Annotated in this window: 19 protein-coding genes and 5 pseudogenes; 14 read left to right on the top strand and 10 right to left on the bottom strand. The window is 34.8% G+C overall.

Going from position 1 to position 23,873, the window contains the following annotated elements:
* Positions 1-7: 7 nt before the first annotated feature.
* Positions 8-1,933, top strand: a complete 1,926-nt coding sequence (mutL, locus tag AZF08_RS00180) for a DNA mismatch repair endonuclease MutL (protein WP_033672010.1) — start codon at positions 8-10, stop codon at positions 1,931-1,933.
* Positions 1,934-2,376: 443 nt separating this feature from the next.
* A pseudogene (locus tag AZF08_RS00175) lies at positions 2,377-3,041 on the top strand (YdeI/OmpD-associated family protein).
* A 635-nt stretch (positions 3,042-3,676) separates the two neighbouring features.
* Here AZF08_RS00175 and AZF08_RS29565 read toward each other — a convergent pair.
* Positions 3,677-3,823 (bottom strand): annotated as a pseudogene (locus AZF08_RS29565) (MFS transporter); the annotation flags it as partial.
* A 388-nt stretch (positions 3,824-4,211) separates the two neighbouring features.
* Here AZF08_RS29565 and AZF08_RS00170 point away from each other — a divergent pair.
* The 4 genes from AZF08_RS00170 (at position 4,212) to AZF08_RS00155 (ending at position 8,734) form a co-directional block, all read left to right on the top strand.
* Positions 4,212-5,603 carry an amino acid permease gene (locus tag AZF08_RS00170; protein ID WP_033678949.1) on the top strand — a complete coding sequence of 464 codons (1,392 nt, stop codon included), beginning with the start codon at positions 4,212-4,214 and terminating at the stop codon, positions 5,601-5,603.
* A gap of 452 nt (positions 5,604-6,055) precedes the next feature.
* Positions 6,056-6,250 carry a hypothetical protein gene (locus AZF08_RS00165; protein ID WP_033678950.1) on the top strand — a complete coding sequence of 65 codons (195 nt, stop codon included), beginning with the start codon at positions 6,056-6,058 and terminating at the stop codon, positions 6,248-6,250.
* A gap of 403 nt (positions 6,251-6,653) precedes the next feature.
* Positions 6,654-8,084, top strand: coding sequence for a MocR-like pyridoxine biosynthesis transcription factor PdxR (gene pdxR, locus AZF08_RS00160; RefSeq protein ID WP_033678951.1), 1,431 nt, complete (start codon positions 6,654-6,656; stop codon positions 8,082-8,084).
* A 227-nt stretch (positions 8,085-8,311) separates the two neighbouring features.
* Positions 8,312-8,734 (top strand): YfmQ family protein, encoded by a 423-nt coding sequence (locus AZF08_RS00155; RefSeq protein WP_033678952.1) that lies wholly within the window; start codon positions 8,312-8,314, stop codon positions 8,732-8,734.
* Between the two features lie 279 nt (positions 8,735-9,013).
* Here the strand turns inward: AZF08_RS00155 and AZF08_RS00150 are convergent, their stop codons facing one another.
* On the bottom strand, positions 9,014-10,741 hold the full coding sequence (locus AZF08_RS00150) for an ABC transporter substrate-binding protein (protein WP_033678953.1): 1,728 nt from the start codon (positions 10,739-10,741) through the stop codon (positions 9,014-9,016).
* Between the two features lie 139 nt (positions 10,742-10,880).
* Between AZF08_RS00150 and AZF08_RS31015 the strand changes: the two are divergent.
* Both AZF08_RS31015 and AZF08_RS00145 read left to right on the top strand, forming a co-directional pair.
* Positions 10,881-11,042: pseudogene (locus tag AZF08_RS31015) on the top strand (MDR family MFS transporter); the annotation flags it as partial.
* Positions 11,043-11,168: 126 nt separating this feature from the next.
* The gene (locus tag AZF08_RS00145) at positions 11,169-11,837 is read left to right on the top strand and encodes an O-methyltransferase (RefSeq protein WP_033678954.1); all 669 of its coding nucleotides are present in this window, start codon (positions 11,169-11,171) and stop codon (positions 11,835-11,837) included.
* A 101-nt stretch (positions 11,838-11,938) separates the two neighbouring features.
* Here AZF08_RS00145 and AZF08_RS00140 read toward each other — a convergent pair whose 3' ends face one another.
* Positions 11,939-12,628, bottom strand: coding sequence for a Crp/Fnr family transcriptional regulator (locus AZF08_RS00140; protein ID WP_033678955.1), 690 nt, complete (start codon positions 12,626-12,628; stop codon positions 11,939-11,941).
* Positions 12,629-12,707: 79 nt separating this feature from the next.
* On the opposite strand from AZF08_RS00140, the gene AZF08_RS00135 reads away from it, so the two are divergent.
* Positions 12,708-13,460, top strand: a complete 753-nt coding sequence (locus AZF08_RS00135) for an HAD-IIB family hydrolase (RefSeq protein WP_033678956.1) — start codon at positions 12,708-12,710, stop codon at positions 13,458-13,460.
* A 489-nt stretch (positions 13,461-13,949) separates the two neighbouring features.
* Here the strand turns inward: AZF08_RS00135 and AZF08_RS00130 are convergent, their stop codons facing one another.
* Positions 13,950-14,261: a hypothetical protein gene (locus AZF08_RS00130; protein WP_033678528.1), complete on the bottom strand. Its 312-nt coding sequence runs from the start codon at positions 14,259-14,261 to the stop codon at positions 13,950-13,952.
* A gap of 267 nt (positions 14,262-14,528) precedes the next feature.
* On the opposite strand from AZF08_RS00130, the pseudogene AZF08_RS29560 reads away from it, so the two are divergent.
* Positions 14,529-14,893: pseudogene (locus tag AZF08_RS29560) on the top strand (IS3-like element ISBt2 family transposase); the annotation flags it as partial.
* Positions 14,894-15,000: 107 nt separating this feature from the next.
* Positions 15,001-15,906, top strand: a complete 906-nt coding sequence (locus AZF08_RS00115; RefSeq protein WP_033678532.1) for a DUF2935 domain-containing protein — start codon at positions 15,001-15,003, stop codon at positions 15,904-15,906.
* A 269-nt stretch (positions 15,907-16,175) separates the two neighbouring features.
* On the opposite strand, the gene AZF08_RS00110 is transcribed toward AZF08_RS00115, so the two are convergent.
* Together AZF08_RS00110 and AZF08_RS00105 are read right to left on the bottom strand one after the other, a co-directional pair.
* Positions 16,176-16,583, bottom strand: coding sequence for a CBO0543 family protein (locus AZF08_RS00110; RefSeq protein WP_033678578.1), 408 nt, complete (start codon positions 16,581-16,583; stop codon positions 16,176-16,178).
* Positions 16,549-17,739 carry a DUF2515 domain-containing protein gene (locus AZF08_RS00105; RefSeq protein WP_033678534.1) on the bottom strand — a complete coding sequence of 397 codons (1,191 nt, stop codon included), beginning with the start codon at positions 17,737-17,739 and terminating at the stop codon, positions 16,549-16,551. The genes AZF08_RS00110 and AZF08_RS00105 overlap by 35 nt, the downstream gene beginning before the upstream one ends.
* Before the next feature lie 193 nt (positions 17,740-17,932).
* Between AZF08_RS00105 and AZF08_RS29555 the strand changes: the two are divergent.
* A pseudogene (locus AZF08_RS29555) lies at positions 17,933-18,052 on the top strand (VOC family protein); the annotation flags it as partial.
* An 89-nt stretch (positions 18,053-18,141) separates the two neighbouring features.
* Here the strand turns inward: AZF08_RS29555 and AZF08_RS00100 are convergent.
* Entirely contained in the window at positions 18,142-18,786 is a 645-nt protein-coding gene (locus AZF08_RS00100; RefSeq protein WP_033678538.1) for a YczE/YyaS/YitT family protein, read from the bottom strand.
* Between the two features lie 272 nt (positions 18,787-19,058).
* Between AZF08_RS00100 and pepT the strand changes: the two genes are divergently transcribed.
* Together pepT and AZF08_RS00090 are read left to right on the top strand one after the other, a co-directional pair.
* A complete protein-coding gene (gene pepT / locus AZF08_RS00095; RefSeq protein WP_033678541.1) occupies positions 19,059-20,291 on the top strand; it encodes a peptidase T in 1,233 nt (410 codons plus the stop codon).
* A gap of 138 nt (positions 20,292-20,429) precedes the next feature.
* Complete coding sequence (locus AZF08_RS00090) at positions 20,430-21,488, top strand: lactonase family protein (protein ID WP_033678545.1); 1,059 nt, start codon at positions 20,430-20,432, stop codon at positions 21,486-21,488.
* An 88-nt stretch (positions 21,489-21,576) separates the two neighbouring features.
* Here the strand turns inward: AZF08_RS00090 and AZF08_RS00085 are convergent, their stop codons facing one another.
* The 3 genes from AZF08_RS00085 to AZF08_RS00075 are packed head-to-tail and all read right to left on the bottom strand — an operon-like array spanning position 21,577 to position 23,820.
* Entirely contained in the window at positions 21,577-22,683 is a 1,107-nt protein-coding gene (locus AZF08_RS00085; RefSeq protein WP_082246205.1) for a DNA-3-methyladenine glycosylase family protein, read from the bottom strand.
* Entirely contained in the window at positions 22,680-23,222 is a 543-nt protein-coding gene (locus AZF08_RS00080; RefSeq protein WP_033678548.1) for a methylated-DNA--[protein]-cysteine S-methyltransferase, read from the bottom strand. Before AZF08_RS00080 ends, AZF08_RS00085 begins: the two co-directional genes overlap by 4 nt.
* A gap of 1 nt (position 23,223) precedes the next feature.
* The gene (locus AZF08_RS00075; RefSeq protein ID WP_033678551.1) at positions 23,224-23,820 is read right to left on the bottom strand and encodes a bifunctional transcriptional activator/DNA repair enzyme AdaA; all 597 of its coding nucleotides are present in this window, start codon (positions 23,818-23,820) and stop codon (positions 23,224-23,226) included.
* Between the last annotated feature and the right edge of the window lie 53 nt (positions 23,821-23,873).

The raw sequence follows: 23,873 nt of genomic DNA, 5'->3' as shown, positions 1-23,873 counted from the left end.
GAAGTAGATGGGGAAAATTCGCAAACTCGATGATCAACTCTCTAACTTAATCGCAGCAGGGGAAGTAGTAGAACGACCTGCTTCCGTTGTAAAAGAACTTGTGGAAAATTCCATCGATGCGAATAGTACATCTATTGAAATCCACTTAGAAGAAGCTGGATTATCGAAAATTCGTATCATCGATAATGGAGATGGCATTGCTGAAGAAGATTGCATCGTTGCTTTTGAACGACATGCAACAAGCAAAATTAAAGATGAAAATGATTTGTTTCGCATACGAACGCTCGGTTTCCGCGGGGAAGCATTACCGAGTATTGCATCTGTTAGTGAATTAGAGCTAATTACAAGCACTGGTGATGTACCTGGTACGCATCTTATTATTAAAGGCGGAGACATTATTAAGCAAGAAAAGACTGCGAGCCGTAAAGGAACAGATATTACAGTTCAAAACTTGTTTTTTAATACACCAGCACGCCTTAAATATATGAAAACAATTCATACAGAGCTTGGGAATGTTACGGATATTGTTTATCGCATTGCGATGTCACATCCAGAAGTATCTTTAAAATTGTTCCATAATGAGAAAAAATTACTTCATACATCAGGAAATGGTGATGTTAGACAAGTACTCGCAGCCATTTATAGCATTCAAGTGGCGAAAAAACTGATCCCAATTGAAGTGGAATCGTTAGACTTTACCATTCGTGGGTATGTAACGTTACCTGAAGTAACAAGAGCATCTCGTAACTATATGTCAACGATTGTAAATGGTCGTTACGTTCGGAACTATGTATTAATGAAAGCTGTGCAGCAAGGGTATCATACATTACTTCCAGTTGGACGTTATCCAATTGGTTTCTTATCGATTGAAATGGACCCAATGTTAGTTGATGTAAACGTTCATCCAGCGAAGCTAGAGGTACGGTTCAGTAAAGAACAGGAACTGCTGCAATTGATTGAAAAGACGTTGCAGGATGCTTTTAAAAAGATCCAGTTAATTCCGGACGCTGGAGTCACAACGAAGAAAAAAGAAAAAGATGAAAGTGTACAAGAGCAGTTCCAGTTCGAGCATGCAAAACCGAAAGAACCAACAATGCCAAATATCGTTTTACCGACTGGAATGGATGAGAAGCAAGAAGAAGTCCAAGAAAAAACCAGGAACTTACTTTGGCAACCACCAAAGCAAGAATGGCAGCCTCCAGAGTCTCTAGTAAGAGAAGAAAGCAGTTGGCAACCGTCTAAACCGATAATCGAAGAGTCTATTCAAGAAGAAAAAGAATGGGATAGTAGCGATGAAGATTTTGAATTAGAGGAATTAGAAGAAATTCAAGATATCGAAATGAACGGAAACGATCTACCACCGCTTTATCCAATTGGACAAATGCATGGAACTTATATTTTTGCTCAAAATGACAAAGGGTTATATATGATTGATCAGCACGCGGCGCAGGAGCGGATTAATTATGAATATTTCCGTGATAAAGTAGGTCAAGTAGCGCAAGAAGTACAAGAATTACTCGTACCATATCGTATCGATTTATCTCTTACTGAATTTTTGCGTGTCGAAGAACAATTAGAGGAATTAAAGAAGGTAGGATTATTCCTAGAACAATTCGGTCATCAATCATTTATCGTTCGCTCACATCCGACATGGTTTCCAAAAGGACAGGAAACAGAAATCATCGATGAAATGATGGAGCAAGTAGTGAAGCTTAAAAAAGTTGATATTAAAAAACTGCGTGAAGAAGCAGCAATCATGATGAGCTGTAAAGCATCGATTAAAGCGAACCAATATTTAACGAACGATCAAATTTTTGCCTTGTTAGAAGAACTGCGTACAACAACAAATCCTTACACATGTCCGCATGGTAGACCGATCCTCGTACATCATTCGACGTATGAACTGGAGAAGATGTTTAAGCGGGTGATGTAGGAGAGTGTCCAAAGAGAAAAAAGTCCGCTACTGGGTAATGAAAATTGTTTGTATTGTTTAAAGTTAGTATAAAGAATGAAAAATACCACTGAATTAATGAGTTTTTACGTTAATATACTGAAAAAATAATAATGTATGAAATGTGGTTTTATAAAAAAGATTGATAATTTATAATAAAGTTTGATTAAAATCATCTCTCCTCAATAGTTTCTTAGAGGTAAGATGATTTTTTTACTGCATATTTATGTTAATTTAACTATATTAACTGTTTAGATGCCTTCTTGCCCGAAGATCAAGCAAGCTTGTCAAGTTGGGTATGGAAAATGATTCAAGGTTGATGAATATTCAAGTAAAGCTAAAAAGTGACAGCAAGAATTAGAGAAATTGAGAATGATCATTCTTGAATGTCAACTGATCGGAAATTTGAAAAGGGGTGTTCCTTGATGACAAATAGTAGAATGAATCCTAAGGTTGATGAATTTTTAAGTAAAACCAAAAAGTGGAAAGAAGAATTTGAGAAGTTGAGAAATATCGTTCTTGACTGTGAGCTGACTGAAGAATTTAAGTGGATGCATCCTTGTTACACGTTTGAGAAAAAAATATAGTTTTAATACATGGATTTAAAGAATATTGTGCGCTTCTGTTTCACAAAGTTTCCTTGTTACAGGATGCCCATGGGACTCTAATCCAACAAACGGAGAATGTACAGGCGGCGTGCCAGATTCGGTTCACCAATGTTCAAGAAATAGTTGAAATGGAAACCATCTTAAAAGCCTATATTTATGAAGCTATTGAAGTTGAAAGAGCTGGTTTGGAAGTGAATTTTAAAAAGAATACAGAATTCATGATTCCTGAAGAATTTCAAAATAAATTCGATGAAATCCCTGCCTTGAAAACTGCTTTTGAAGCATTGACGCCGGGACGACAAAGAGAATACATTCTTTATTTTTCTAAAGCCAAACAATCCAAAACTCGAGAGTCAAGGGTTGAAAAATGTATGCAGCAAATTCTCAATGGAAAGGGATTAAATGATTGCACTTGTGGACTATCTCAAAAGCAGCCCAACTGTGACGGCTCGCACAAGTCGTTCGATAAGAAAATAAATTAATCAAACTTTAAGATATTACCTCGCTTTGCGTTCATTCGAACTCCTTTTTAGATCGCAGGTAACAATCAAATAATTTAAAATGGAAAAAAACAAAAAAGTGATTTGTAGAGTATAAGCAAACTAACGTGTAACAGGCTTACGCATTACCGGCTAAGAAAAGAAAAATACTGTACACAAAAGTGTACCCTTTGGCTTTTTGCTGAAAGGTACACTTTTGTTCAACTAACGGGTGCGTTAGTGAAACAAGAGGAAAGGAAAAATAATTAAACTTTTTCATAAAGAAGTTAATCAGTATATTAAATAAGAGCATGTTTTGAACAATCTTTTTTCAAAACATGCTCTTTCTATTTGCTCTTATATTAAAGTCAATAGAGTTGATTTAATCCAACTTTACATTACAATCGGGTGTAATTGTTGAATGGAAAATTTAGTGAAGTTCTTTTTTATCACATATTCTGGGTTCAAATATAAGTGAGTTCGTAATAGTAAATAAAGAACAATCTTTAGAATCAACCGCATTTGTCAATGGGAGAATTCAGATTATTGCTATTAAAAGTAAATAACTTTATTTTTGCAGAGCGCGGTATCAATTTGACTAAATTTTAAACTAACATAAAAATCGGTCTTATTTTCCTCTAATTTAAATCTGTCACATGGAAGGTTATTGCCCAAAATAAAAGGGCAAAAGCGCTGACAGATGCACCTAATAGACATACTCCATTCCATCCATAGTTTGCGTAAATATTGGTTGAAACAATTGAACCTGTTGCACTGCCGATGTTTAACCTTAGATTCAATCAAAAATGATCATTCATCTAGGTTTTCTGCAGTTATGAAGTATTTTTAGATCATTTTAACATCATTTCAATTATATTGAAGTGATGTTTTTTGTTTCTAATATAGTTATTATTTGTATTTAATTTATATATATATTAATTTCCAGGAAAAGTAATTGTATTTTTCAGACAAATCAATTATTATAAAATAAGTAATTTTGTAATTTTATAATGAAAGGAAGATAGGGGATTTTTTCTAATTGTTAGGAATGATTTTAGAGGCAACTTTTAAGAGAAAGAAAAAAGTGACGCTTTCTTCATCATTTTGATACCTAATAGAAATTGTATTATAGTGTTCAGCTTGAGATTTAATAGCATAAGAGGGGGAAATGAAGTGGAAAACAAAGAACTAAAGAGGGGCTTGGAAGCGCGTCATATTCAGATGATTGCTTTGGGCGGTACAATTGGTGTTGGTTTATTTATGGGTTCAGCCAGCACGATTCAATGGACAGGACCGTCCGTAATGCTTGCTTATGCAATTGCAGGGATTTTTATATTTTTCATTATGCGTGCAATGGGAGAAATGTTGTATGTAGAGCCAGGTACAGGTTCATTTGCGACATTTGGTCATAAGTATATACATCCATTAGCAGGGTATATGACGGCATGGAGTAACTGGTTCCAGTGGGTAATCGTTGGAATGTCAGAAATTATAGCAGTTGGGGCATATATGCAGTACTGGTTCCCAGATCTGCCTGCTTGGGTGCCAGGTATCGTTACAATGGTGATTCTTGGTGCAGCGAACTTAATTTCTGTTAAATCTTTTGGTGAATTTGAATTTTGGTTTGCGATGATTAAAATCGTTACGATTGTTTTAATGATTATTGCGGGGTTTGGCCTTATTTTCTTCGGACTTGGTAACGGTGGAGAGGCAATCGGATTATCTAACCTTTGGGAAAATGGTGGCTTCTTTACGGGTGGCTGGTCAGGGTTCTTCTTTGCTTTATCACTAGTTGTTGGGGCTTATCAAGGTGTCGAATTAATTGGGATTACAGCTGGGGAAGCAAAAGACCCGAAAAAAACGTTAACGAAAGCAATTCAAAGTACGATTTGGCGTATTTTAATCTTCTATATTGGTGCAATTTTTGTTATTGTAACTGTTTACCCTTGGGATCAACTAAATTCAATTGGTAGCCCGTTTGTTGCAACTTTTGCGAAAATTGGGATTACAGCAGCAGCTGGACTGATTAACTTTGTCGTAATCACAGCTGCAATGTCTGGCTGTAACAGTGGTATTTACAGTGCTGGCCGTATGCTTTATACATTAGGAATAAATGGACAAGCACCAAAATACTTTGCAAAAATTTCCCGTAACGGTGTGCCTTTATTCGGTACGATTGGTGTGTTAATTGGTTTAGCGATTGGCGTGATTTTAAGTTATATTGCACCAAAAAACTTATTCGTGTATGTATACAGTGCAAGTGTACTTCCTGGTATGGTTCCGTGGTTTGTCATTCTGATTAGTCAAATTCGATTCAGAAAAGAAAAAGGAGCTGAAATGGACAATCATCCTTTCAAAATGCCCTTTGCGCCTGTTACAAACTATGTAACGATTGCCTTTTTAATTATGGTATTAATCGGTATGTGGTTTAATGAAGATACACGGATCTCACTTATTGTAGGAGTTGTTTTCCTGGCTATCGTTGTCATTAGTTTTTATGCTTTTGGAATAGGTAAACGTGTTCCAGTAGATGTTCAAACAGAGAATGAAGTGACTAACCGATAATTCATTTTGTTTTGTTATCGTTTTTCTACTTGGACAATAATATTAAGAATTTTTGATGAGGTTTCAAGACAACCGAATGTTTCATAGTGCTAATATAAAGCAAACAACCGATGAGAAAGACTCAGTAGGTTGTTTGCTTTTTGTATTGTTCTTTTTATTTTTTAGTGATAGCAATTACTTAAAATCACCATTGTTACTCGTAAAGTGGATGAGGAAAAAGTCGTGAAAGTGGATGGTCCTTTTTTAATAAATATCCCTTATTATAAAAGATAAAGGGAGTATTCTTTAAGTATCTTAGTTGAGTTTTTAAGTATAGATGGTGTTTTGTATATACATGCTTCACGTAGTTATTATGGAATTCCTAGTCTAGACAAATGTTCTCATTCGGGGATTTTAAGTTTAACGATTAGATTTTCTGTTCAAATAGACTGGTTTTAGAGAGGAGAAAGCTAATGAAATTTGCAATTCCATTAGTCATTATTATTGTAATTGTATCACTCTTGGGAACGGTATTAGTGGCAAGAAACGTTGAGGAAAATTATAGTAAGTCTACGAAGCAGAATGTGACTAACTTGTCTGCTATTTATGTCTTACTTCTATTAAGCCTTCTTATAGGAGTTACGTGGTATGCGATTGCTGTATTGTAATTTTTCCATTTTTGGAGAAGTGGTTGGTCAAAATAATATACAATTGGCTGTTTATTTCATAGAATGATTCTTTATGATAAGAATGGAAAGATGTATTATCTTTTCATGAAAACGTAAAGAAGTCTTATTCCTCAAGTATGTGAATGTGTGGCAGGAGCGGGAATTTGCTTTGTATGTATGCTTAGTTACTACTATTCACGTTGTAGAATTAATAGATATCTTCATAGCTGAGGATGAACGGGGCAAACTATGTTAAATTTAAAAAGGTAATACTCTCAAACTAACTTTCTTATCAACTTTATCGTTTTTCTTATGGAAGTACTTAGTATATTGCAAACAGAAGTTAACATCTGAATTTTATTTCAAGTGAAAAAAACTGATGATAAGAGGGAGGGGGGAATAGATGGAATGGAAACCCAATCGTGCAGATAAGACGCCGGTCTACAAACAAATTGCTGACTATATAGAACGGGGGATTTCTTCGGGAGAATTTTCTTCAGATAGTATGTTACCTTCGGAACGTACTTTGGCAAAAGAGTTGCAAGTTAATCGTAGTACGATAGTAGCGGCATACGAGGAACTGAAATCACTTGGGGTAGTAGAGCGAACAAAAGGAAGTGGAACGCGTGTAAACACAGATATATGGGGGGTATCGCGTAAGCGTATCCCAAACTGGGGTAGGTATGTAGAAGATGGTTCATTTCTCCCGAACTTGCCACTGGTTCAACAAATTCGAACTGAAACTCAGAAGGATGATTTGATTAATTTGGCTAGTGGTGAACTATCACCAGATTTGTTTCCAACCGACCAGTTTCGTACCATCCTCTCAGAACAAATATTTACAGGACATCTGGGTTATGATCATCCACAAGGAAATGAAATGTTAAGGAAAACAATTTCTTCACATGTTGAGACATATAAAAACATAGATACTGATCCGCGTTCTATTTTAATTACATCTGGAGCGCAACAAGCCCTTAATCTTATTGTTCAATGCTTGCTTAAGCCGGGAGATGCGATTGCTATTGAGGATCCATCTTATTGTTTTTCACTTCCGATGTTCAAATCTGCGGGGTTAAAAATATTCCATTTACCTGTGGATCAACATGGCATGAATCCGGATGATCTGATAGATTTACACAGAAAGCACCGAATTCGAATGGTATTTCTAAATCCGGATTATCAAAATCCAACCGGAACGGTCCTTTCATTGTCACGTCGTAAAAAGATTTTGGAATTGTCATCTGAATTTGGTATACCAATTGTGGAAGATGACCCTTATAGCTTAACTTCTTTTAATGGAGAAGTAAATCCAACCTTAAAATCCATGGATCCTAATGGAAATGTTCTATATATTAGTTCATTATCGAAAATCGTAGCATCTGGATTGCGAATTGGGTGGGTTATTGGTCCTCCGCGAGTCATTGAACGTTTAGCAGATGCAAAGCAGCAAGTAGATTTTGGACATAGTGTCTTTCCTCAATGGATAGCAAATCAATTTTTAGAATCAGAAAATTTTCATGCACATATCTCTATGCTTCGTAAACAACTTAAACAGAGAAGGAATCAATTAATCACAAGTCTTGGTGAACTTTTAGGTGATCGGGTTGAATTTCTTGTTCCAGAAGGTGGAATCCATTTATGGTGTAAGGTGCAGGACTCAATTAATGAACATCATTTATTAGGAAGATCTATACAAAATGGTGTAGCTTTTGTTCCAGGAAGTGTTTTGGGTTCGAAAAAAGAGTACGTACGCTTTACTTTTGGAAGAGCTGACACGAACCTCATTCATGTAGGAATTACAAGATTTGTGGAGACTTTAAACAGCATTTGATCGTAATGTATATAACAAAGTAAAATAACAGGATTATTCATAAGTATATTCGTACCGTAAGGAATGAGACTTTTGTTTTGGATAGTCTGACAATTGAATTCTGATTTTTGGACATATAGATACTATTACTCTCATTAAAGTATGTGATTGGTATGGAAAAATGTACAAAAAATCAACTGACTGTCCGATGATAATATGAATTTAGAATGTAACGGAGATGATAAAATATGACGACCTGGTTTATAGTTATGTTAGTTCTTTTCGGTGGTCTTAAAATAGTAGTGTCAAGTCTTCCAACCTCTGTTGTGGAGTCTTTTATCAGTAAATTTGAATTGCACCCACAACTTAACGACACGGCTGTCACCGTAACCATTGATGGAAAGCGCTTAGAAGGTGAAGATAAAATTCAAATCATTGATCATTTTAACGAAGCGATATTTTTAGAGAAGTATTATTTTCCCCCGCAGAGCAGTGGGACTCCAGTAATCATTGAGACGAAGAGGGGGAAAAACGATATGAGGTTTTCGGTTTACAGTTACAACGATCACGTTGATGTAGTCAAACAGTACAAGAAGAAAGTGGTCGCGTATAGTCTGCGTTCCAAAAGCCTTCAAAACCGTTCTATATTAGTAACGGGAGATGTAGTTTAAAAGGATCGTCAAAGAGACGATCTTTTTTTAACTCATTATAAATACTGATAAGTTAATTTAAAAATAATTCCCAAATAAGTTTGCTACCTTATCTCTGCTTGAAATAAAAAAGTGTGCAACTAATTCAAAGAATTCCGTTCTTATACAATTTGCTAGTAGCGAACTTTGTTTCTTTTTGACAGGTGGTTGTCAAAATAGGGGTTAGAAAAGCATGACAATCTTTATGTCATGCTTTTTATTTTGTAATATTGTTAAAGCTTATAAGTTGACGTACCGCTACTATTTAATCCACAGCTTCCTGAAATCTACATAGCCGAATGATTCGAAGTGAATATCTTTAATCATTGGATGGAAGGTGCGATTTTTAATAGGATGATATAAGAATAAGAACAAGTTTTCTTTTCGAATATAGCTCTCAGCTTCTTCTATCCAATATTCTCTATGTTCTCTGTTACCTGCATGTTTTATCTTTTCAAAGTAAACATTTAAATTAGTTAATTGGACTGGTGATAAGAAGCGATTAAAGATTGAAGCTTTATTCAAAAATGTACCAATAAAAGATAAATGATAATCCGTTGAAGAGGCTTCCCCCATGAACAATAGATCAGCGTCTTCAAGAAATGGATCATAGTATTCCTCCAATGTGAAGGTTTTAATGTCTAGTCGCAGACCTAATTTTATAGCTTCTTTTTTGAACCAATTAGCGTCCTCCATGTAGTTTTGTTTTTCTAATGTGTATACAGTAATTAATTCCCCATTATATCCTGATTTTTTAAGTAATAACTTTATATGTTCTGGATTTTTCTGCTGTTGTTTAGATTTCCAGAAAAAGTAGCTGGATGATTCTTTAAGATTAGAACGTCCTAAATCAGCCCATAATCTTTTCACATCCATGAGGTGGTATATTGCTTCACGAAATGAAGCATTTTGAACTATAGTATCTCGGTTGAAATTGAACGCTATAAAATGGAAGCCGACTTCAATATCTTGTTTATGTAAGTGGGGCATACTGGTTTCTTTTTTGTCTATCTCATAGGACATTGAGTTAGTTGTATCAAGGGATACACGATAAATTTCTATTTCATCCAATAAAGGTCTAGCTAAAAAATAATCATCAAATGCTTGTAAGACCAGTATTGTACCAGTCCGTTTCTTAATTTGGAAGGGACCCGTTCCAATCCACTTATTTTCATCAAATGGCTCATTCATTGGTAAGATAGCAAGATTATGTGAACTTACATATCTAGGGAAAAATGGATTTGAGCGGTTAAGCTTGAAACGAATAGTGAAAGGGGAAAGACAATCAATTTTTTCTATACCCTCAACAAACCAATAGTGGGGTGAAGAGGGGGTTGTGCGGAAACGTTCAAAAGTATACTTAACATCTTCACTCGTCAATACATGTCCATTATGAAACCGTACGCCCTTTCTTAAGTGAAAAGTCCAAATTTTGTCCTCATTATCTCCTTCCCAGTTGTGAGCTAAGTGTGGCTGAAGTAAATCGCGTTCCTTGTCATAGGTTACTAAACTATCACCTAATTGATGAATTAAAAACGTCTCGAAGGTAATGGATGTATATAATGGATCGAGCGTAGTTAGCTTTCTAGTATATATGGTCCTTAGTAAATCTTTTGTGTGTTCGGATACATGTATACCAAAGAGAGTTTGAACTTCTTTAGATACATTCGTTATCCAAGTTTTTGGAATGGGAAGTTGTAATAATAAAATGACGTCTTCTAGTTTATCGCATTGTATTAACTGAAGGACCTCCGTCTCTACTTCCTGCTGGAATGAACAATGAAATACCACTTTTGATGGGTTGCCTCGTCCTTTACCAGGAATATAAATTAATTTTTCTTCACTTGCAAATTGCTTGAGCTTTCTCTTAACATTTTTTTGTGTGCAATACCACAAACTCTCTAGTTCTTTAAGCTTAAACATAACTGATTGATGTTCTTCTCTTGAATAAAAATAAGCCCTCATTTGAAAATAGGTTTGATTTTTCATGTAATTACTCCTTGGATATTGTTTGAAGCAGTTTATCTCATATATTCAAGACGTATATTAAAAGGGGACGCTTATGATTGAATTATAACCTTTTTTTCCACTTTTGAACAAAGCATACTGAATATGGAGGTGAATTTAATTGTTCAAGGATATGCATCCGAATATCCGAGTAAGAATCTATATATTTTTTATGAGTCGAGTTATTGGTTCGATGATCTTTTCTTTTATGGCAATTTATTTTGCAAAGGAATTAAATCCGACCTATGCCGGGATATTGTTACTGATACAAGTATCGGTTCAATAAAGAGCAAGCGATATCATCTTCTAGATTCAAAGTTAGGTAATAGAATTTTAATTAAGAAAAACTATTTTTTGGAGTTATAAAGTAGGAAATGCATTTTCAAAAAAATGAAAGGAGCTGTTTATTATGGAGAATGTAAAGAAATGGACCGAAGTTGATGCATATATTACAAGAAAATTGTTACCTGTAGATTCAATTCTTGAGGGGGTATTGGAAGCGAATGCTAAGGCGGGATTACCTGCGATAGATGTTGCTCCGAATCATGCGAAATTCCTTCATTTAATTGCTCTAATACAAGGAGCTAAAAGAATACTAGAGATTGGAACCTTAGGAGGATACAGCACCATTTGGATGGCACGAGCTTTACCGGCTGATGGTCGTCTAATTACTCTTGAATCAGAAGTACATCACGCAGAAGTTGCAAAATCGAATATAGCAAGAGCGGGTCTATCCGATTTAGTAGAAGTAAGAATTGGACCTGCTCTTGAAACATTGCCGAAGTTAAATGATGAGGGAGTTTGTCCATTTGATTTAATTTTTATTGATGCGGATAAACAAAACAACTCGGAATATTTAAATTGGGCACTCAAGTTATCTCGAAAAGGTACAGTAATTATAGGGGACAACGTAGTTCGCAAAGGAGAGGTGGTTAACGCCTCTAGTACAGATTCCTCTGTTCAAGGGGTACGTAGCTTTTTCGACGCTCTGGCATCTGAGCCGCAACTATCATCAACGGCAATACAAACGGTAGGAAGTAAAGGGTATGATGGATTTGCGATAAGTATCGTTTTGTAATACTAATGATTTACAGTGGTAAAATCTTTTTATGTTCAAGTTATTGCTAGCGTGGTTAAATGCAGTTATATGAATAAGGAACTGATGATTTCATTAGTTCCTTATTCATATCTTAGTCCTTTAGAAAGCCGTTCAATAGTTTTCCAGTCGTTGACGATAATTTGTTTATTGTCTTTGTAAATCGTGTTCGCTGCACTTAATTTTTCAATGACACGATTTAAGTGCCGAATTGTAGTACCAATTAGTGAAGCAATTTCGTGATGATCTGTTGTGCAGATTTCTCTCCCGAATAGTTTAGAGGCATTTCTTATTGTGCATAAATAGCTCGTAAAACGAGTTTCCACTGAAGCAAGTAAATTGATACGTGATGCGGTCGTGCATGTTTGTAGTTTATAAGTCACGTGGCGTACGAGCTCTTGTAAAAAAGCAACTTCATGTAACAGTTTGTTTTTAGCATAGTGCTTATCGATAAAAATAAAATCTGTTTGTTCCTCGGTACTTACATGTGATTGTATATCTACATTTTGAATGAGCTCGATATCACCCATAATGGAAACAGCAGAACAAAATCGAAGTAATAATGCTTTTCCTGTAATAACACTTGTCGTTATTTTTGTACGTCCAGACATTTGAATGTATAAGCCGTCAATAGCTTCCCCTTCATGTAACACAGTTTCGTTCGCATCGTATCGCCGGATTTGAAAGGGATGATGGTGATGTGTAAAAAGCTTTTGTATACGTTCATTCGTTAAGTAAGTTGATAGCAGCAGTTCGTCTTCGATTTTTTTCATGATTGTTCTCCTTTTTCGGACATCTGTCCTGTTCATTATAAAAGAATTCTTTTACATTAAAAAGAAAGGAGTGATGTATATGAAATTTATTTTTGATATTGATGGTACAATTTGTTTCAAAGGAAAGCCATTAACGGAAGGCATAATTCAAGCATTAGATGTTTGTCATGCTAGAGGACATGAAGTTATATTTGCATCTGCTAGACCAATTAGAGATTTACTACCAGTGCTACCAAGTCATATGCATCATTATTCAATGATTGGTGGGAATGGAGCATTTGTTGCGAAAGAAGGAAAAGTTATTGAGGTCAAACCATTTGATGCCCTAACAATGAATGCCATTCGTTCTTTAATAGAGGAGTATGATCTTGCTTATTTAATTGATAGTCATTGGGATTATGCTTATACAGGTAGCGAAAATCATCCAATCTCTCAAAACATAGATCCAAATCGATTAGCTGCTAATGTATCAATTAATTGCATCGGTGAAATGGTGAAAGTTGTATTATTCCCTGATGGTAATGCAGAAAGACTAGTGCGAATCCTTAATGGTCTCCCTGTACGAATGTATGAACATCATCAAGAGGAAATTATTGATATAAGCCCATTGGGCATTGATAAATGGAAAGGGTTACAAAAATTGGGGATAGGAGAAGGTGCATTCATCGCATTTGGCAACGATGCGAATGATGTGCCGATGTTTTTGCACGCTAAAGAGGGGATTTGTATTGGCGAACACGAATCGTTACGCTCTGTCGCATCGATGTGCTTACATAATAACGAACAGAGCATTATTGACAAAATTATTGAGTTATCGGAGGTGTATGCATGATTGTACTGGCAAAATTAAAGCGATGTAATGAAGTACGTGTCATCGTACCAAGTAGAAGTACAAGCGTTTTATTTTAAAGGAAGGTGTTAAACAAGCGATTTAACTATTTCAGAACGGTATACTACAACCGCAGCCCAAGCGGACTAAGGATAATATGTGTAGATATTTACGGAATATACAAAAAATCCTTTTTAGTTTGGCAGACAAATACATGAGATATCTGCCTCATTTAAATGTGAAAAAAGTTGGTATTTTTAATGTTAATAATAGTTAACAAAAAGAAATCGGAGTTTGCTTACTATTATATAAAATACAGAAAATTTGTTATTTCCTGGTTCATCCTGCAGTAACGGGCAGTAATACTCCCACCTCAAAATTCGGTGAAAATAAAGAAGTTAGGCGGGAGATAAACTGGCCGTAAAAGCCCGATTGGTGAAGGCTAATAATCAATGGGGGATGAAGAAAACCCCCACTGATTAAAGTTTTACTTTATTGGTTTTGGTTACCTTGTTTCTTTTGACTGTTAGGCGTAATTTCATCAGCAAACTCCATATTTGCGAGGTTTACTTTGGATGGAATAAATGTTTTTGTCGTATTTTGAACACCTTGGAACAAACGTTGGATAGGTCTCATCATATTTGAATTACGCGTTGCTACTACACCAAAAACTGTTCCTAATCCTAGTAAAGAAACCAAAATCCATCCTCTATTATTATTCCGTCTATTTCTAAATAGTTTAAAGATTTGCTGAGTTCTTCTTCCAGAATTGAATAATGACATCAAGAAGTTAAGAATATTCATTTTTTGCCCCCTGTAAAAATAATTAGGAAAAAGAAACGCTAAGTTCAATTTCACTTGATTTATGTTGCGATATTTTATGGGAATTTATGATGTCAACTTATACTAATATTTCTTGGTTTTTTTCACTAAAAATCCTAAAATTTCCTAAATGTTTTTTATTCAAATATGCAAAATAGTTTTATCAAAAATTCAAAAGGGAAATGAAAAGTTATGTATTATTGGTTTGGAACTTTATTGATCCAATATATTATAAATTCACTCTCGTAAATGAAAGAAGAAGGCTATTTTAATCGAACTATAATGGAGAAATTAGGGGTTGAAAATGTAAGGGAAATTAAAACATGGCTGAAATGGTATCGTACAAATCAAACTTATCGTTTTCAACAACCTGTTAGAAAACAATATTCTTATGGGAAAGAATCACAGGAACTAAGTGAAGTTGAATGACTACACTTAAAAAATAAACATTTTAAGGCGAAACTATTTGTATGGGGAAAGTATCTAGAAATCGAAAGGAGTTGAAACCACATATTGTGGTGGGTTTATGGCATAAAGTAAAAAATGAAATGACAGGAAAAGAATTTTGTAATGTACTTGAATTACCACGTTCTACATTTTATCGTTGGTTACAAATAGGATATTCTTACTTTAAAGGAGTCATTTCTTTCAAACATATTGTATATACCTTACTCATATATATAGCATGGTAGTGACACCTACGTGATAAGGGGAGGGTATAATGTCTAAAGATCAAATCATTCCGGGACATTTTGAAATGGATCCTCAGCGTGCGATGCTTTTGCCTCCAGAGTTGAAAGCTGCACCTACAGAATCATTAACAGAACAACTCTTTATTGAAAGATCCTTAACGGAAAATAAATTTTGGTTACGTATTATGAAGGAACATGCGCTTTTTCTGAGTGAAGGGTTTAATCGGAAAGATAAAAATCTAATTCAACAAGTAGAACAGTTTTTTCATCTTTTTGATCGACATTTGCAAAAGGCATTTACTATTCCACAAACTGTTCAAGCGGTCAGACAATTAAATGAGGAAAGTATTCAGCTAGTTTATGCGTTCCGTAATTATAAAAGAAACCTGTTAATTTTAATTATTAATTGTAAGGTAAGTGGTTTTAACTTTCCATTATTAGTAGATCATATCGCACGTGAAGCAGAATATTTTATGAGGACGCTTCAAAAATTTAACGAAGGAAAAATGGATCCAATTCAAGATGCAATCATTAGTGAAAATGTATTTTGGCTGCGAATTATGATGGAGCACTCTCGTTTTATCGCGTCATTACTTGATCAATCAGAACGGAATTTAGTTCATACTGCTTTAAAATTTGGTGACGATTTTGAAATTCTTCTTAATCAGGCTAGGGATGTTGAATCGATGTTATATCAGAAAAAACCGACATATCCAATTATCGGGAAAATGAATAAGGATAGTGAAAATGCTACTGTTGAATTGAGAAACTTTAAAAAAGCTGGATTGGAGCTTATTCAAACATGTCAAATCAAAAGTGTAATTAATCCATTACTAGCTGATCATGTTACAAGGGAGGCGGAGCATTTTCTCTTTATGATTCATGTTTTGGAGCAACGATTAAAGACAAAGCAGATGGAACAATCTGTACAATAACGGAATAGCCTTAGTGCGTAATTACTTGCATTATGGATTATGTAATATATGTATGTGAGTAATAAAAAAATACATTGTTATTTCTTATAAACACTTTGTTATAAACAAGGTGTTTTTTTGTTGTGCGAAAATTGTAATGTCTAATATGTAAAACCATTGTATACAAGATTAGTTAACTGTACGATTGAAAAAGAAAAAGTTGGTTTAAATATATAGTTCCTGAAACTTTTTAGTAAAGTAGTTTTAGGTTTGTCTAACATTTTCACGTATTATTGAAGCCATCGATAAATTTTCCATATGAGAAGCATGAAAATCATATATCCAAAGAAAGAATAAGAATGATGCCAGTCTTCGTTATGAGCGAACAATCCTAAGTTTTCAGCAAACTGTTCTGATATACTTGCGCAAATTCCAATCACAATGATAAATAGAATTCTTAAAAATGTAGACAACCTCTTTGCAATCTGTAAAAAGAGAGCAGTAAAGCCTGGCAGTATCAATAATGTAAAAGCAATATTGATTGTGAAGATTGTAGGAAATGGTCTTACTGGGAAGGCATACATTTCTTTACTGACAAATAGGAAGTCTAGATATGTTCCAATGAAACAAGAGAAAATGATAGTGACTACAAATGCTAGACGATTATTCTTTGGACCCTTCTTCTCTGAGAAGAACATTTTTTTTTGCGAGAATTGCAAGTTCAATTCTTTCAAGCGTTTTGCAATATTCATCATTAATCTTTCCATTTATGTGTTCTCCCTTCTCGATTAAATAATTGATAATCGGCCATTCGCTAAACCAATCTTCGTTTTCTACTTCTTCATGTTTAAAATCTTTCCACGCATATAGTAGAGCAGGACTGTATAAACGATTCGCACCTTTTCTTAATTGACATTTTTTTATTCTACGTTTATAAAATTCCCGAGAAAATGATTCATTTACACTAGAAAATAAATGAGGCCAGTAGTCTTTTCGTGAACCAGTATGTGGATGGTCATGAGCCCAATCTATTACTTTTGATAAGATAAGTTCATTACGAAATAACAAGGAGTATAACCGTTTACCGAGCAGAATTCGCTCATGCAAAGAAGTGAAATGTTTCATTGTGTCACCAAGTAGTAATATTTTTTGTTTAGTCTCATCTTCATAGAATGGAAAAAGGATATGATTAAAACGAAAGAAGTCAAAGAGTTTGAATCCAACACTATTTAGTACGGTCTTTTTAAAGTGTGTATTTTGAATTACTCTTTTTTCTAAATAGCTTTGTTCATTAATAATCGTTGCGATGGCTAATGTATAGCGATTGCCGGTTCTCCAAAAATGGTTCCACATTGTTTCCATAAACGTGGATACATTGAGGTGTGGTAGAAGATGGAAGAGGCCTTTAGATTTTTGAATACTTTGCTCGTATAACAAGAATTGTGGATAAACATCCTGGAAGATTAACCAATTTCCTCGTTCTAAAAAAGAAAAGAAGGTAAGCTGATCGCTTTCTGACAACAGCCTTGTATATAAATCGCCCTTTAAATCTGTCATATTCCAACCACCATTACGCGATACCATATGTCCAAGTAATGCCCAGTGTATCTCAGGGTGCCGGAGGTAAAACTGATAATAAGCACGTGTTCTCGTCACATTATTTTTGTTAAGTTGTTTTGTTTGTTCTTTAATGTTATAAATTAGCATTTTCTCTTCCGTGGTTAATTTACATGTTTTAATGGAAGGGTGTTTGATTTTATTCTTTTTCTTTAGTTCGTTTTTTACATCTAAAAGAGAAAGCGGGATTGCTTTGGAAGGTCCGTCCCAATTTCTTTTTCGCTCATTTTGGTACATTCCAATTCCTCCCGTTAATATGAATTTAAAAAGTAGTTTAATAGAACAGTTATCATTATTCTATTACGCACATTATGAATAAATGTGAACTGTTTTTAGAAGGTATAGAAAGTGTTTTATGTAAAAATTAATGTAAAAGACGTAACCATCTTTTGTATTACTCTATCATTCATACGAATGAGGGATTTAATATAGGTTACATGCAATGGGCTATGATGAAGTTGAGTCAGAAAATCCGTATTGGAAAGAAAAAGGTATTACTATAGAAGATCCTGATGGATGGAGAATTGTACTCATGTATATAGAGAAATAAAAGTAGTATAGTCATAAAAAAGAGTCTGTTTTGATGATGTTTTCCTCAAGATAGACTCTTATATTTTTGTTAAATAAAGTTTCATGTGCTTATAAATTTGCACGAACGCTGTCTTTCTTTTTGCTCTCCAAGGTATTTAAAAATATTTGAAAAATCTTGAATGATTGCTGGAATATGGGACTTTGGATAAAGGTGTATAGGAACGTCACGATAAAAACGGGACCGCCTAGAATATATCCAATTACTAATACAATACTTTCCACAATAATTCTAGCACGGCTTATAGATATTCCTGATTTATCAGAAATGGCAAGCATGAATCCATCTCGTGGTCCTGCACCAATCCCGGCAGCGACATACATACCGCCTCCAATACCTGTTATGATAATTCCAGTAAGTAAAATAAGAAGATTTATCCACAAATAATGAGTGGCATGAGGAAGAATATTCAGTCGTAAGAAAAAATCCATAATAGGCCCAATTAGCAGTGCGTTTAGGAATGTTCCTATGTTTATATATCTCCGATCTACTACAAAGGAAACAAGAACAAGAAATAAGCCACATATCACACTCCATGTGCCAATTGTCCATCCAAATCGTTGATAGAGTGCCATATTTAGAACCTCCCATGGATGCAGGCCAAGGAATTTAACTTTTACTGCAATGGCGTTGCCAAGTCCAAAGAAAGTTAGTCCTAAGAAAAAAAGAAAATACCGAAAAAGTGCGAGCCCCATTTTTAATCCCCCCTAATCATATATATCATTACGTATATTACATATATTACATGTGAAAAATCAGTTGTACAAATAATTTGTATTCTTGTATGAAAATAAATAGTTTTAGCTTTTATATTTGATTTTTACTTAACAAATCGAAATAGTTCTCATTGTGAGACTTAATTCCAGTGAATAGTGGAAAAAACGAAACGATTACAGTCAAAAAAGTTAAAATATTGCGTTATAATGATTGTAATAAAGAGAGAGTTATAAAAAGGGAGTGAAATAATTTGAAACAAGAGCTTATAGAAAGATTTACGAGATATGTTAAAGTAGATACGCAATCGAATGAAGAAAGTCAAACAGTGCCCTCAACACGAGGCCAAATTGAATTTGGTAAGTTACTAGTTGAAGAATTAAAGCAAATTGGTTTATCAGAAGTAACGATGGATGAAAATGGTTATGTCATGGCAACACTACCTGCTAATACAGATAAAGATGTTCCTGTAATTGGTTTTTTAGCTCATTTAGATACGGCAACTGACTTTACGGGAAAGAATGTAAAACCACAAATTCATGAGAATTTTGATGGTAAGGCAATTACGTTGAATAAAGAATTGAATGTTGTTTTAACACCAGAATTATTTCCAGAACTACCATCTTATAAGGGACATACTATAATTACAACAGATGGAACAACACTTCTTGGTGCAGATGATAAAGCTGGACTTACAGAAATTATGACTGCTATGAATTATTTATTACATAACCCACAAATTAAACACGGGAAAATTAGAGTAGCGTTTACGCCTGATGAGGAGATAGGCCGTGGACCAGCGCATTTCGATGTGAAAGCTTTTGGAGCATCCTTTGCGTATACAATGGATGGTGGACCACTTGGAGGATTAGAGTATGAAAGCTTTAATGCTGCAAGTGCAAAGCTTACTTTTAAAGGGAATAATACGCATCCTGGAACAGCCAAAAATAAAATGTTGAATGCGAGTAAAATAGCAATGGAATTTCATGGACAATTACCGGCAGAAGAAGCACCAGAATATACAGAGGGGTATGAAGGTTTCTATCATCTTATTTCCGTAAATGGTGATGTTGAACGGAGTCAGTCTTATTATATTATTCGAGATTTTGATCGTGATAACTTCCAGACTCGTAAGGATAAAATTATGAACATTACGAAGCAGTTGCAAGAGGAATATGGTGAGGAAAATATTATTCTTGAGATGAAAGATCAATATTACAATATGCTTGAGAAAATTGAACCTGTCAGGGAAATTGTTGATATTGCTTATGAGGCGATGAAAAATCTAGATATTGAGCCAAATATTCACCCGATTCGCGGAGGAACGGATGGATCTCAATTGTCATATATGGGATTACCAACGCCAAACATTTTTACCGGTGGGGAAAACTACCATGGTAAATTTGAATACGTATCGGTAGATAACATGGAGAAGGCTGTTCAAGTGATTATAGAAATAGCAAGATTATTTGAAGAACAAGCTTAAAAATGAACTCCGGGTAGTGATATATTCCTACCCGGAGTTTTTATGTTTGTTGGTTTTGAATTGTAAATATTTAGTGTATCGGTGATATGCTTGTTTATAAGCGAAATACATAAAGTATTTGAGGGAAGGGGTCATTTTATGAATAAGAATGAGTTTCTTGGATATATAGGCACTTATACAAAGGGGACAAGTGAGGGTATCTATAGATTTGTACTGGATGCAAAATCAGCAATCATAAAAGATATAAAGGGAGTAGCTAATGTTGGAAGCCCTACTTATCTAGCTATTAGTTATGATAATCAGTACCTATATTCTGTTGCAAAAACAGATCAATCAGGGGGGATTGCTGCGTTTTCAATTCACAGTGAAACAAAAAATCTTGACGTGATAAATATGCAACTTTTAGAAGGTGCGTCGCCTTGTCACCTGAATATCAATCAAGAGAATGGTACAGTAGTTGCTGCTAATTATCATAAAGGAACTGTTGAATCTTATGTGGTAAATCATGAAGTGGGAAGTATAAATTCAGCGGTATCGATTGTTCAGCATAGTGGTTCAGGTCCAAATAAAGAAAGACAAGAAAAGCCGCATACCCATTACGCAGGGTTTACACCTGATCAAAAATATGTGATAGCAATTGATTTAGGAATTGATAAATTGATTACATATAGAGAAAATAGTGGGAAACTAACAGAGGTCCATAGCTTATCTGTCAATCCTGAAAGTGGACCAAGAAACCTTGTATTTCATCCAAATGGAAAATTTACTTATGTAATGACGGAGCTTAGTTCTGAAGTCATTGTGTTAACATATGACGTAGAAGATGGTAGTTTTAAAGAATTACAGTATGTTTCGACTTTACCAAAAGAGTATGAGGGGAATAATTATGGAAGTGCCATTCATATTTCTTCTGATGGTCGTTTTCTGTATGCGGCAAACAGGGGACATAATAGTATTGCTGTTTTTCGTGTGAATCAAGATTCAGGAGAGCTTATTCTTATTGAAGCTGTACCGACAGAAGGGGATTGGCCACGAGATTTTGCATTAGATCCTACCGAGAAATTTATTGTTGTTTCCAATGAAAAATCTAGTAACCTTGTTTTATTTTCAAGAAATGAGTTTACAGGACAATTAATACTTTTACAGTCGGATGTGATTGTGCCAGGCCCAGTCTGTGTGAAGTTTTTACATGATTGATTAAGTTTCACTTTATAGCATAGGTAATGAATAATAGAGAGGTTTCACTTATTAAAATGAAATCTCTCTATTATTGTGTTGAAAGAAGTTAATACAGAACTCGCCATAAATAAAATGTCGCATAGGATTCCCAATTTGCCCATGATGAAGCATACTCTCTAATTTCTTTTTTTGTTGGTTTGTTTTCGGCCCCTGTTAGCAGTTTAATCACATTATGTAGGCCCACATCATCAATTGGAAAGGCAGAAGGGAATCTTAGACACCGCATTAAAACATAATTTGCTGTCCATGGTCCAATGCCGCGTATATCTATTAATATTTTCTCTGCCGTTTTCAGGTCTTCGGCCTTTGTTAAAGACTCTTTAGTTAGTTTACCTTGTGTAATGAGCTTTGCAATACCAAGTAGGTATTCGCATTTCCTTGTAGTCATTTTTAATTCTGTTAGATCCTCGATCGTTAAATCTGCAATGACCTCTGGCGATGGGAATAACCAATATTTTCGCCCATTCCATTCTATATAGTTACCGAAGGATTCAACAAAACGCCTTTTTAACGTATATGCAAATGTGAGATTAATTTGTTGACCAAGAACCCCCCAACATAGCGCCTCGAATAAGTCGGGAATTCCCATATTACGGAGTCCGTAATATTCGTTGATTGGTTTAGACAGAAGTACATCGTCTTTTGCTAAATTGTAAAACGGAACTAAATCTGTATCTAAATCAAACCATTCTCTTACATATTTTGCGACTGTAGCACGAACCCATTTTTGTGTTGGGACTCTATTCCCTAAAAAGCGTATATGGATATTTTCTTCGTCATCCATGCTTACCTCAATTAAAGGATTTTCTCCCTCAATCGGAATGATCCTATAAATTTTGTTATTTTCAATATGGAACATACATTCATTTTTGGAACGTAAAAGATAGTGTAAATTCTGTTTAAAGCTAAATTCTTTCGGAACAATTAGTGTTATGTTTTCACCGTAATCTTTCCATGTTCCATATGGAAGACTAGGACAACATTTTCTACAAGGCTGGTAATCAGTTTGTTCAACTTCTTTTCTAGATGTAAATGTTAGACAGTCTCCTATAAGAGGTTTTTGTTCACACCAAGGGAAACAGTAGATCTTCATTGTCTTTTTCCCTATAAAATATGGAGCATCCCATTCATAAGGAATCGAAGTGTTTTTCATCCGCAGCCTCCTACAGTATCTCTAGTACTCTTTTCTAGTGCTAACAACTTTTCTTTCATCTCTAAACCGCCTCTAAATCCAGTTAATCTTCCGTTCTTTCCAATTACACGATGGCAAGGAATCGTAATCAAAAGAGGGTTAGCACCAATTGCAGTACCGACAGCACGTACTGATTTGGGTTTTTGAATGTGCTGTGCAATATCTGAGTAGGAATAGGTTTTTCCATAAGGAATTTCACGTAATGCATTCCAAACAGTTAATTGAAAAGGAGTTCCTTGAATATCAATAGGACATGTAAATACCTCACGTTGTTTTTCTAGATATTCTATTAGTTCTTGAATATATGGTTGTAGCTGTAAGTTATCTTGGACTAAAGTGTGTTTTGGAAAACGTTTTTTAGCCCAAGTTGTTAACTCGTCAAAATCTTGCTGTTGAGATCCTATGAAGCATAGTCCTTGTGGCGTTGCAGCGAGATGCATGTGCCATTTTTTATAAACAAGTAACGTCCAATATATAATTTGGTTTGTTGTAGATTCCATTTTATCGTACCTCATTTGTATGATTTATTTTTCGATATTCTGTAGGTGTATATCCTGTTTTCTTTTTAAATACAGTTGCAAAATGTGCAGTATTTGGTATACCTACAATAATTCCGATTTCCATAATTGTTTGTTTTGTATTTGTAAGATATTCCGTAGCTTTAGAAACTCTTACTTGTTGAATATATTCCATTGGGGTGAGTTCCTTAATCCGCTTGAAAGTACGCTGTAAATGATAAGGACTGCCGTGACACATATTTGCAAGTGTTTCGAGAGTTAATGGTTCACTATAATTGTTATCAATATACTCTGTAATTTGTGTTACCCAATCTACATCAGGTAACTTTAGCCCATTTGGTTTACAACGTTTACATGGACGGAATTTTTCTGATAATGCTTGCTGCGCATTGAGAAAAATGCGTACATTATTTTTGTTAGGTGTTCTAGATTTACATGATGGCCGGCAAAAAATACCGGTTGTTTTTACAGCGTAAAAAAACTTGTCATCATAAGAAGAATCGTTGTGTACAATTGCTTGCCAACGTTCGTCAGTGAAATGATTTACACTTGTTTCTAATTGGAAACTCTCATTTTGCATAAGTATCACCTCCGAAATTAGTATACCCTGAACGAAGTACGTATGTACGCATT

The sequence above is a fragment of the Bacillus gaemokensis genome, assembly GCF_001590835.1.
In the GTDB taxonomy this organism is placed as follows: Bacteria; Bacillota; Bacilli; order Bacillales; family Bacillaceae_G; genus Bacillus_A; species Bacillus_A gaemokensis.
This window is presented reverse-complemented; position numbering and strand designations above follow the sequence as displayed.

Coding starts and splice junctions, on each gene's coding strand:
- AZF08_RS00130 (WP_033678528.1), bottom strand. CDS start 14,261: ATGAATATTCTTAACTTCTTGATGTCATTATTCAATTCTGGAAGAAGA.
- AZF08_RS00150 (WP_033678953.1), bottom strand. CDS start 10,741: ATGAAAAATCAAACCTATTTTCAAATGAGGGCTTATTTTTATTCAAGA.
- AZF08_RS00115 (WP_033678532.1), top strand. CDS start 15,001: ATGTCTAAAGATCAAATCATTCCGGGACATTTTGAAATGGATCCTCAG.
- AZF08_RS00090 (WP_033678545.1), top strand. CDS start 20,430: ATGAATAAGAATGAGTTTCTTGGATATATAGGCACTTATACAAAGGGG.
- AZF08_RS00165 (WP_033678950.1), top strand. CDS start 6,056: ATGAAATTTGCAATTCCATTAGTCATTATTATTGTAATTGTATCACTC.
- AZF08_RS00140 (WP_033678955.1), bottom strand. CDS start 12,628: ATGAAAAAAATCGAAGACGAACTGCTGCTATCAACTTACTTAACGAAT.
- AZF08_RS00110 (WP_033678578.1), bottom strand. CDS start 16,583: ATGTTCTTCTCAGAGAAGAAGGGTCCAAAGAATAATCGTCTAGCATTT.
- AZF08_RS00105 (WP_033678534.1), bottom strand. CDS start 17,739: ATGTACCAAAATGAGCGAAAAAGAAATTGGGACGGACCTTCCAAAGCA.
- AZF08_RS00135 (WP_033678956.1), top strand. CDS start 12,708: ATGAAATTTATTTTTGATATTGATGGTACAATTTGTTTCAAAGGAAAG.
- pdxR (WP_033678951.1), top strand. CDS start 6,654: ATGGAATGGAAACCCAATCGTGCAGATAAGACGCCGGTCTACAAACAA.
- AZF08_RS00145 (WP_033678954.1), top strand. CDS start 11,169: ATGGAGAATGTAAAGAAATGGACCGAAGTTGATGCATATATTACAAGA.
- mutL (WP_033672010.1), top strand. CDS start 8: ATGGGGAAAATTCGCAAACTCGATGATCAACTCTCTAACTTAATCGCA.
- AZF08_RS00080 (WP_033678548.1), bottom strand. CDS start 23,222: ATGGAATCTACAACAAACCAAATTATATATTGGACGTTACTTGTTTAT.
- AZF08_RS00075 (WP_033678551.1), bottom strand. CDS start 23,820: ATGCAAAATGAGAGTTTCCAATTAGAAACAAGTGTAAATCATTTCACT.
- AZF08_RS00155 (WP_033678952.1), top strand. CDS start 8,312: ATGACGACCTGGTTTATAGTTATGTTAGTTCTTTTCGGTGGTCTTAAA.
- AZF08_RS00085 (WP_082246205.1), bottom strand. CDS start 22,683: ATGAAAAACACTTCGATTCCTTATGAATGGGATGCTCCATATTTTATA.
- AZF08_RS00100 (WP_033678538.1), bottom strand. CDS start 18,786: ATGGGGCTCGCACTTTTTCGGTATTTTCTTTTTTTCTTAGGACTAACT.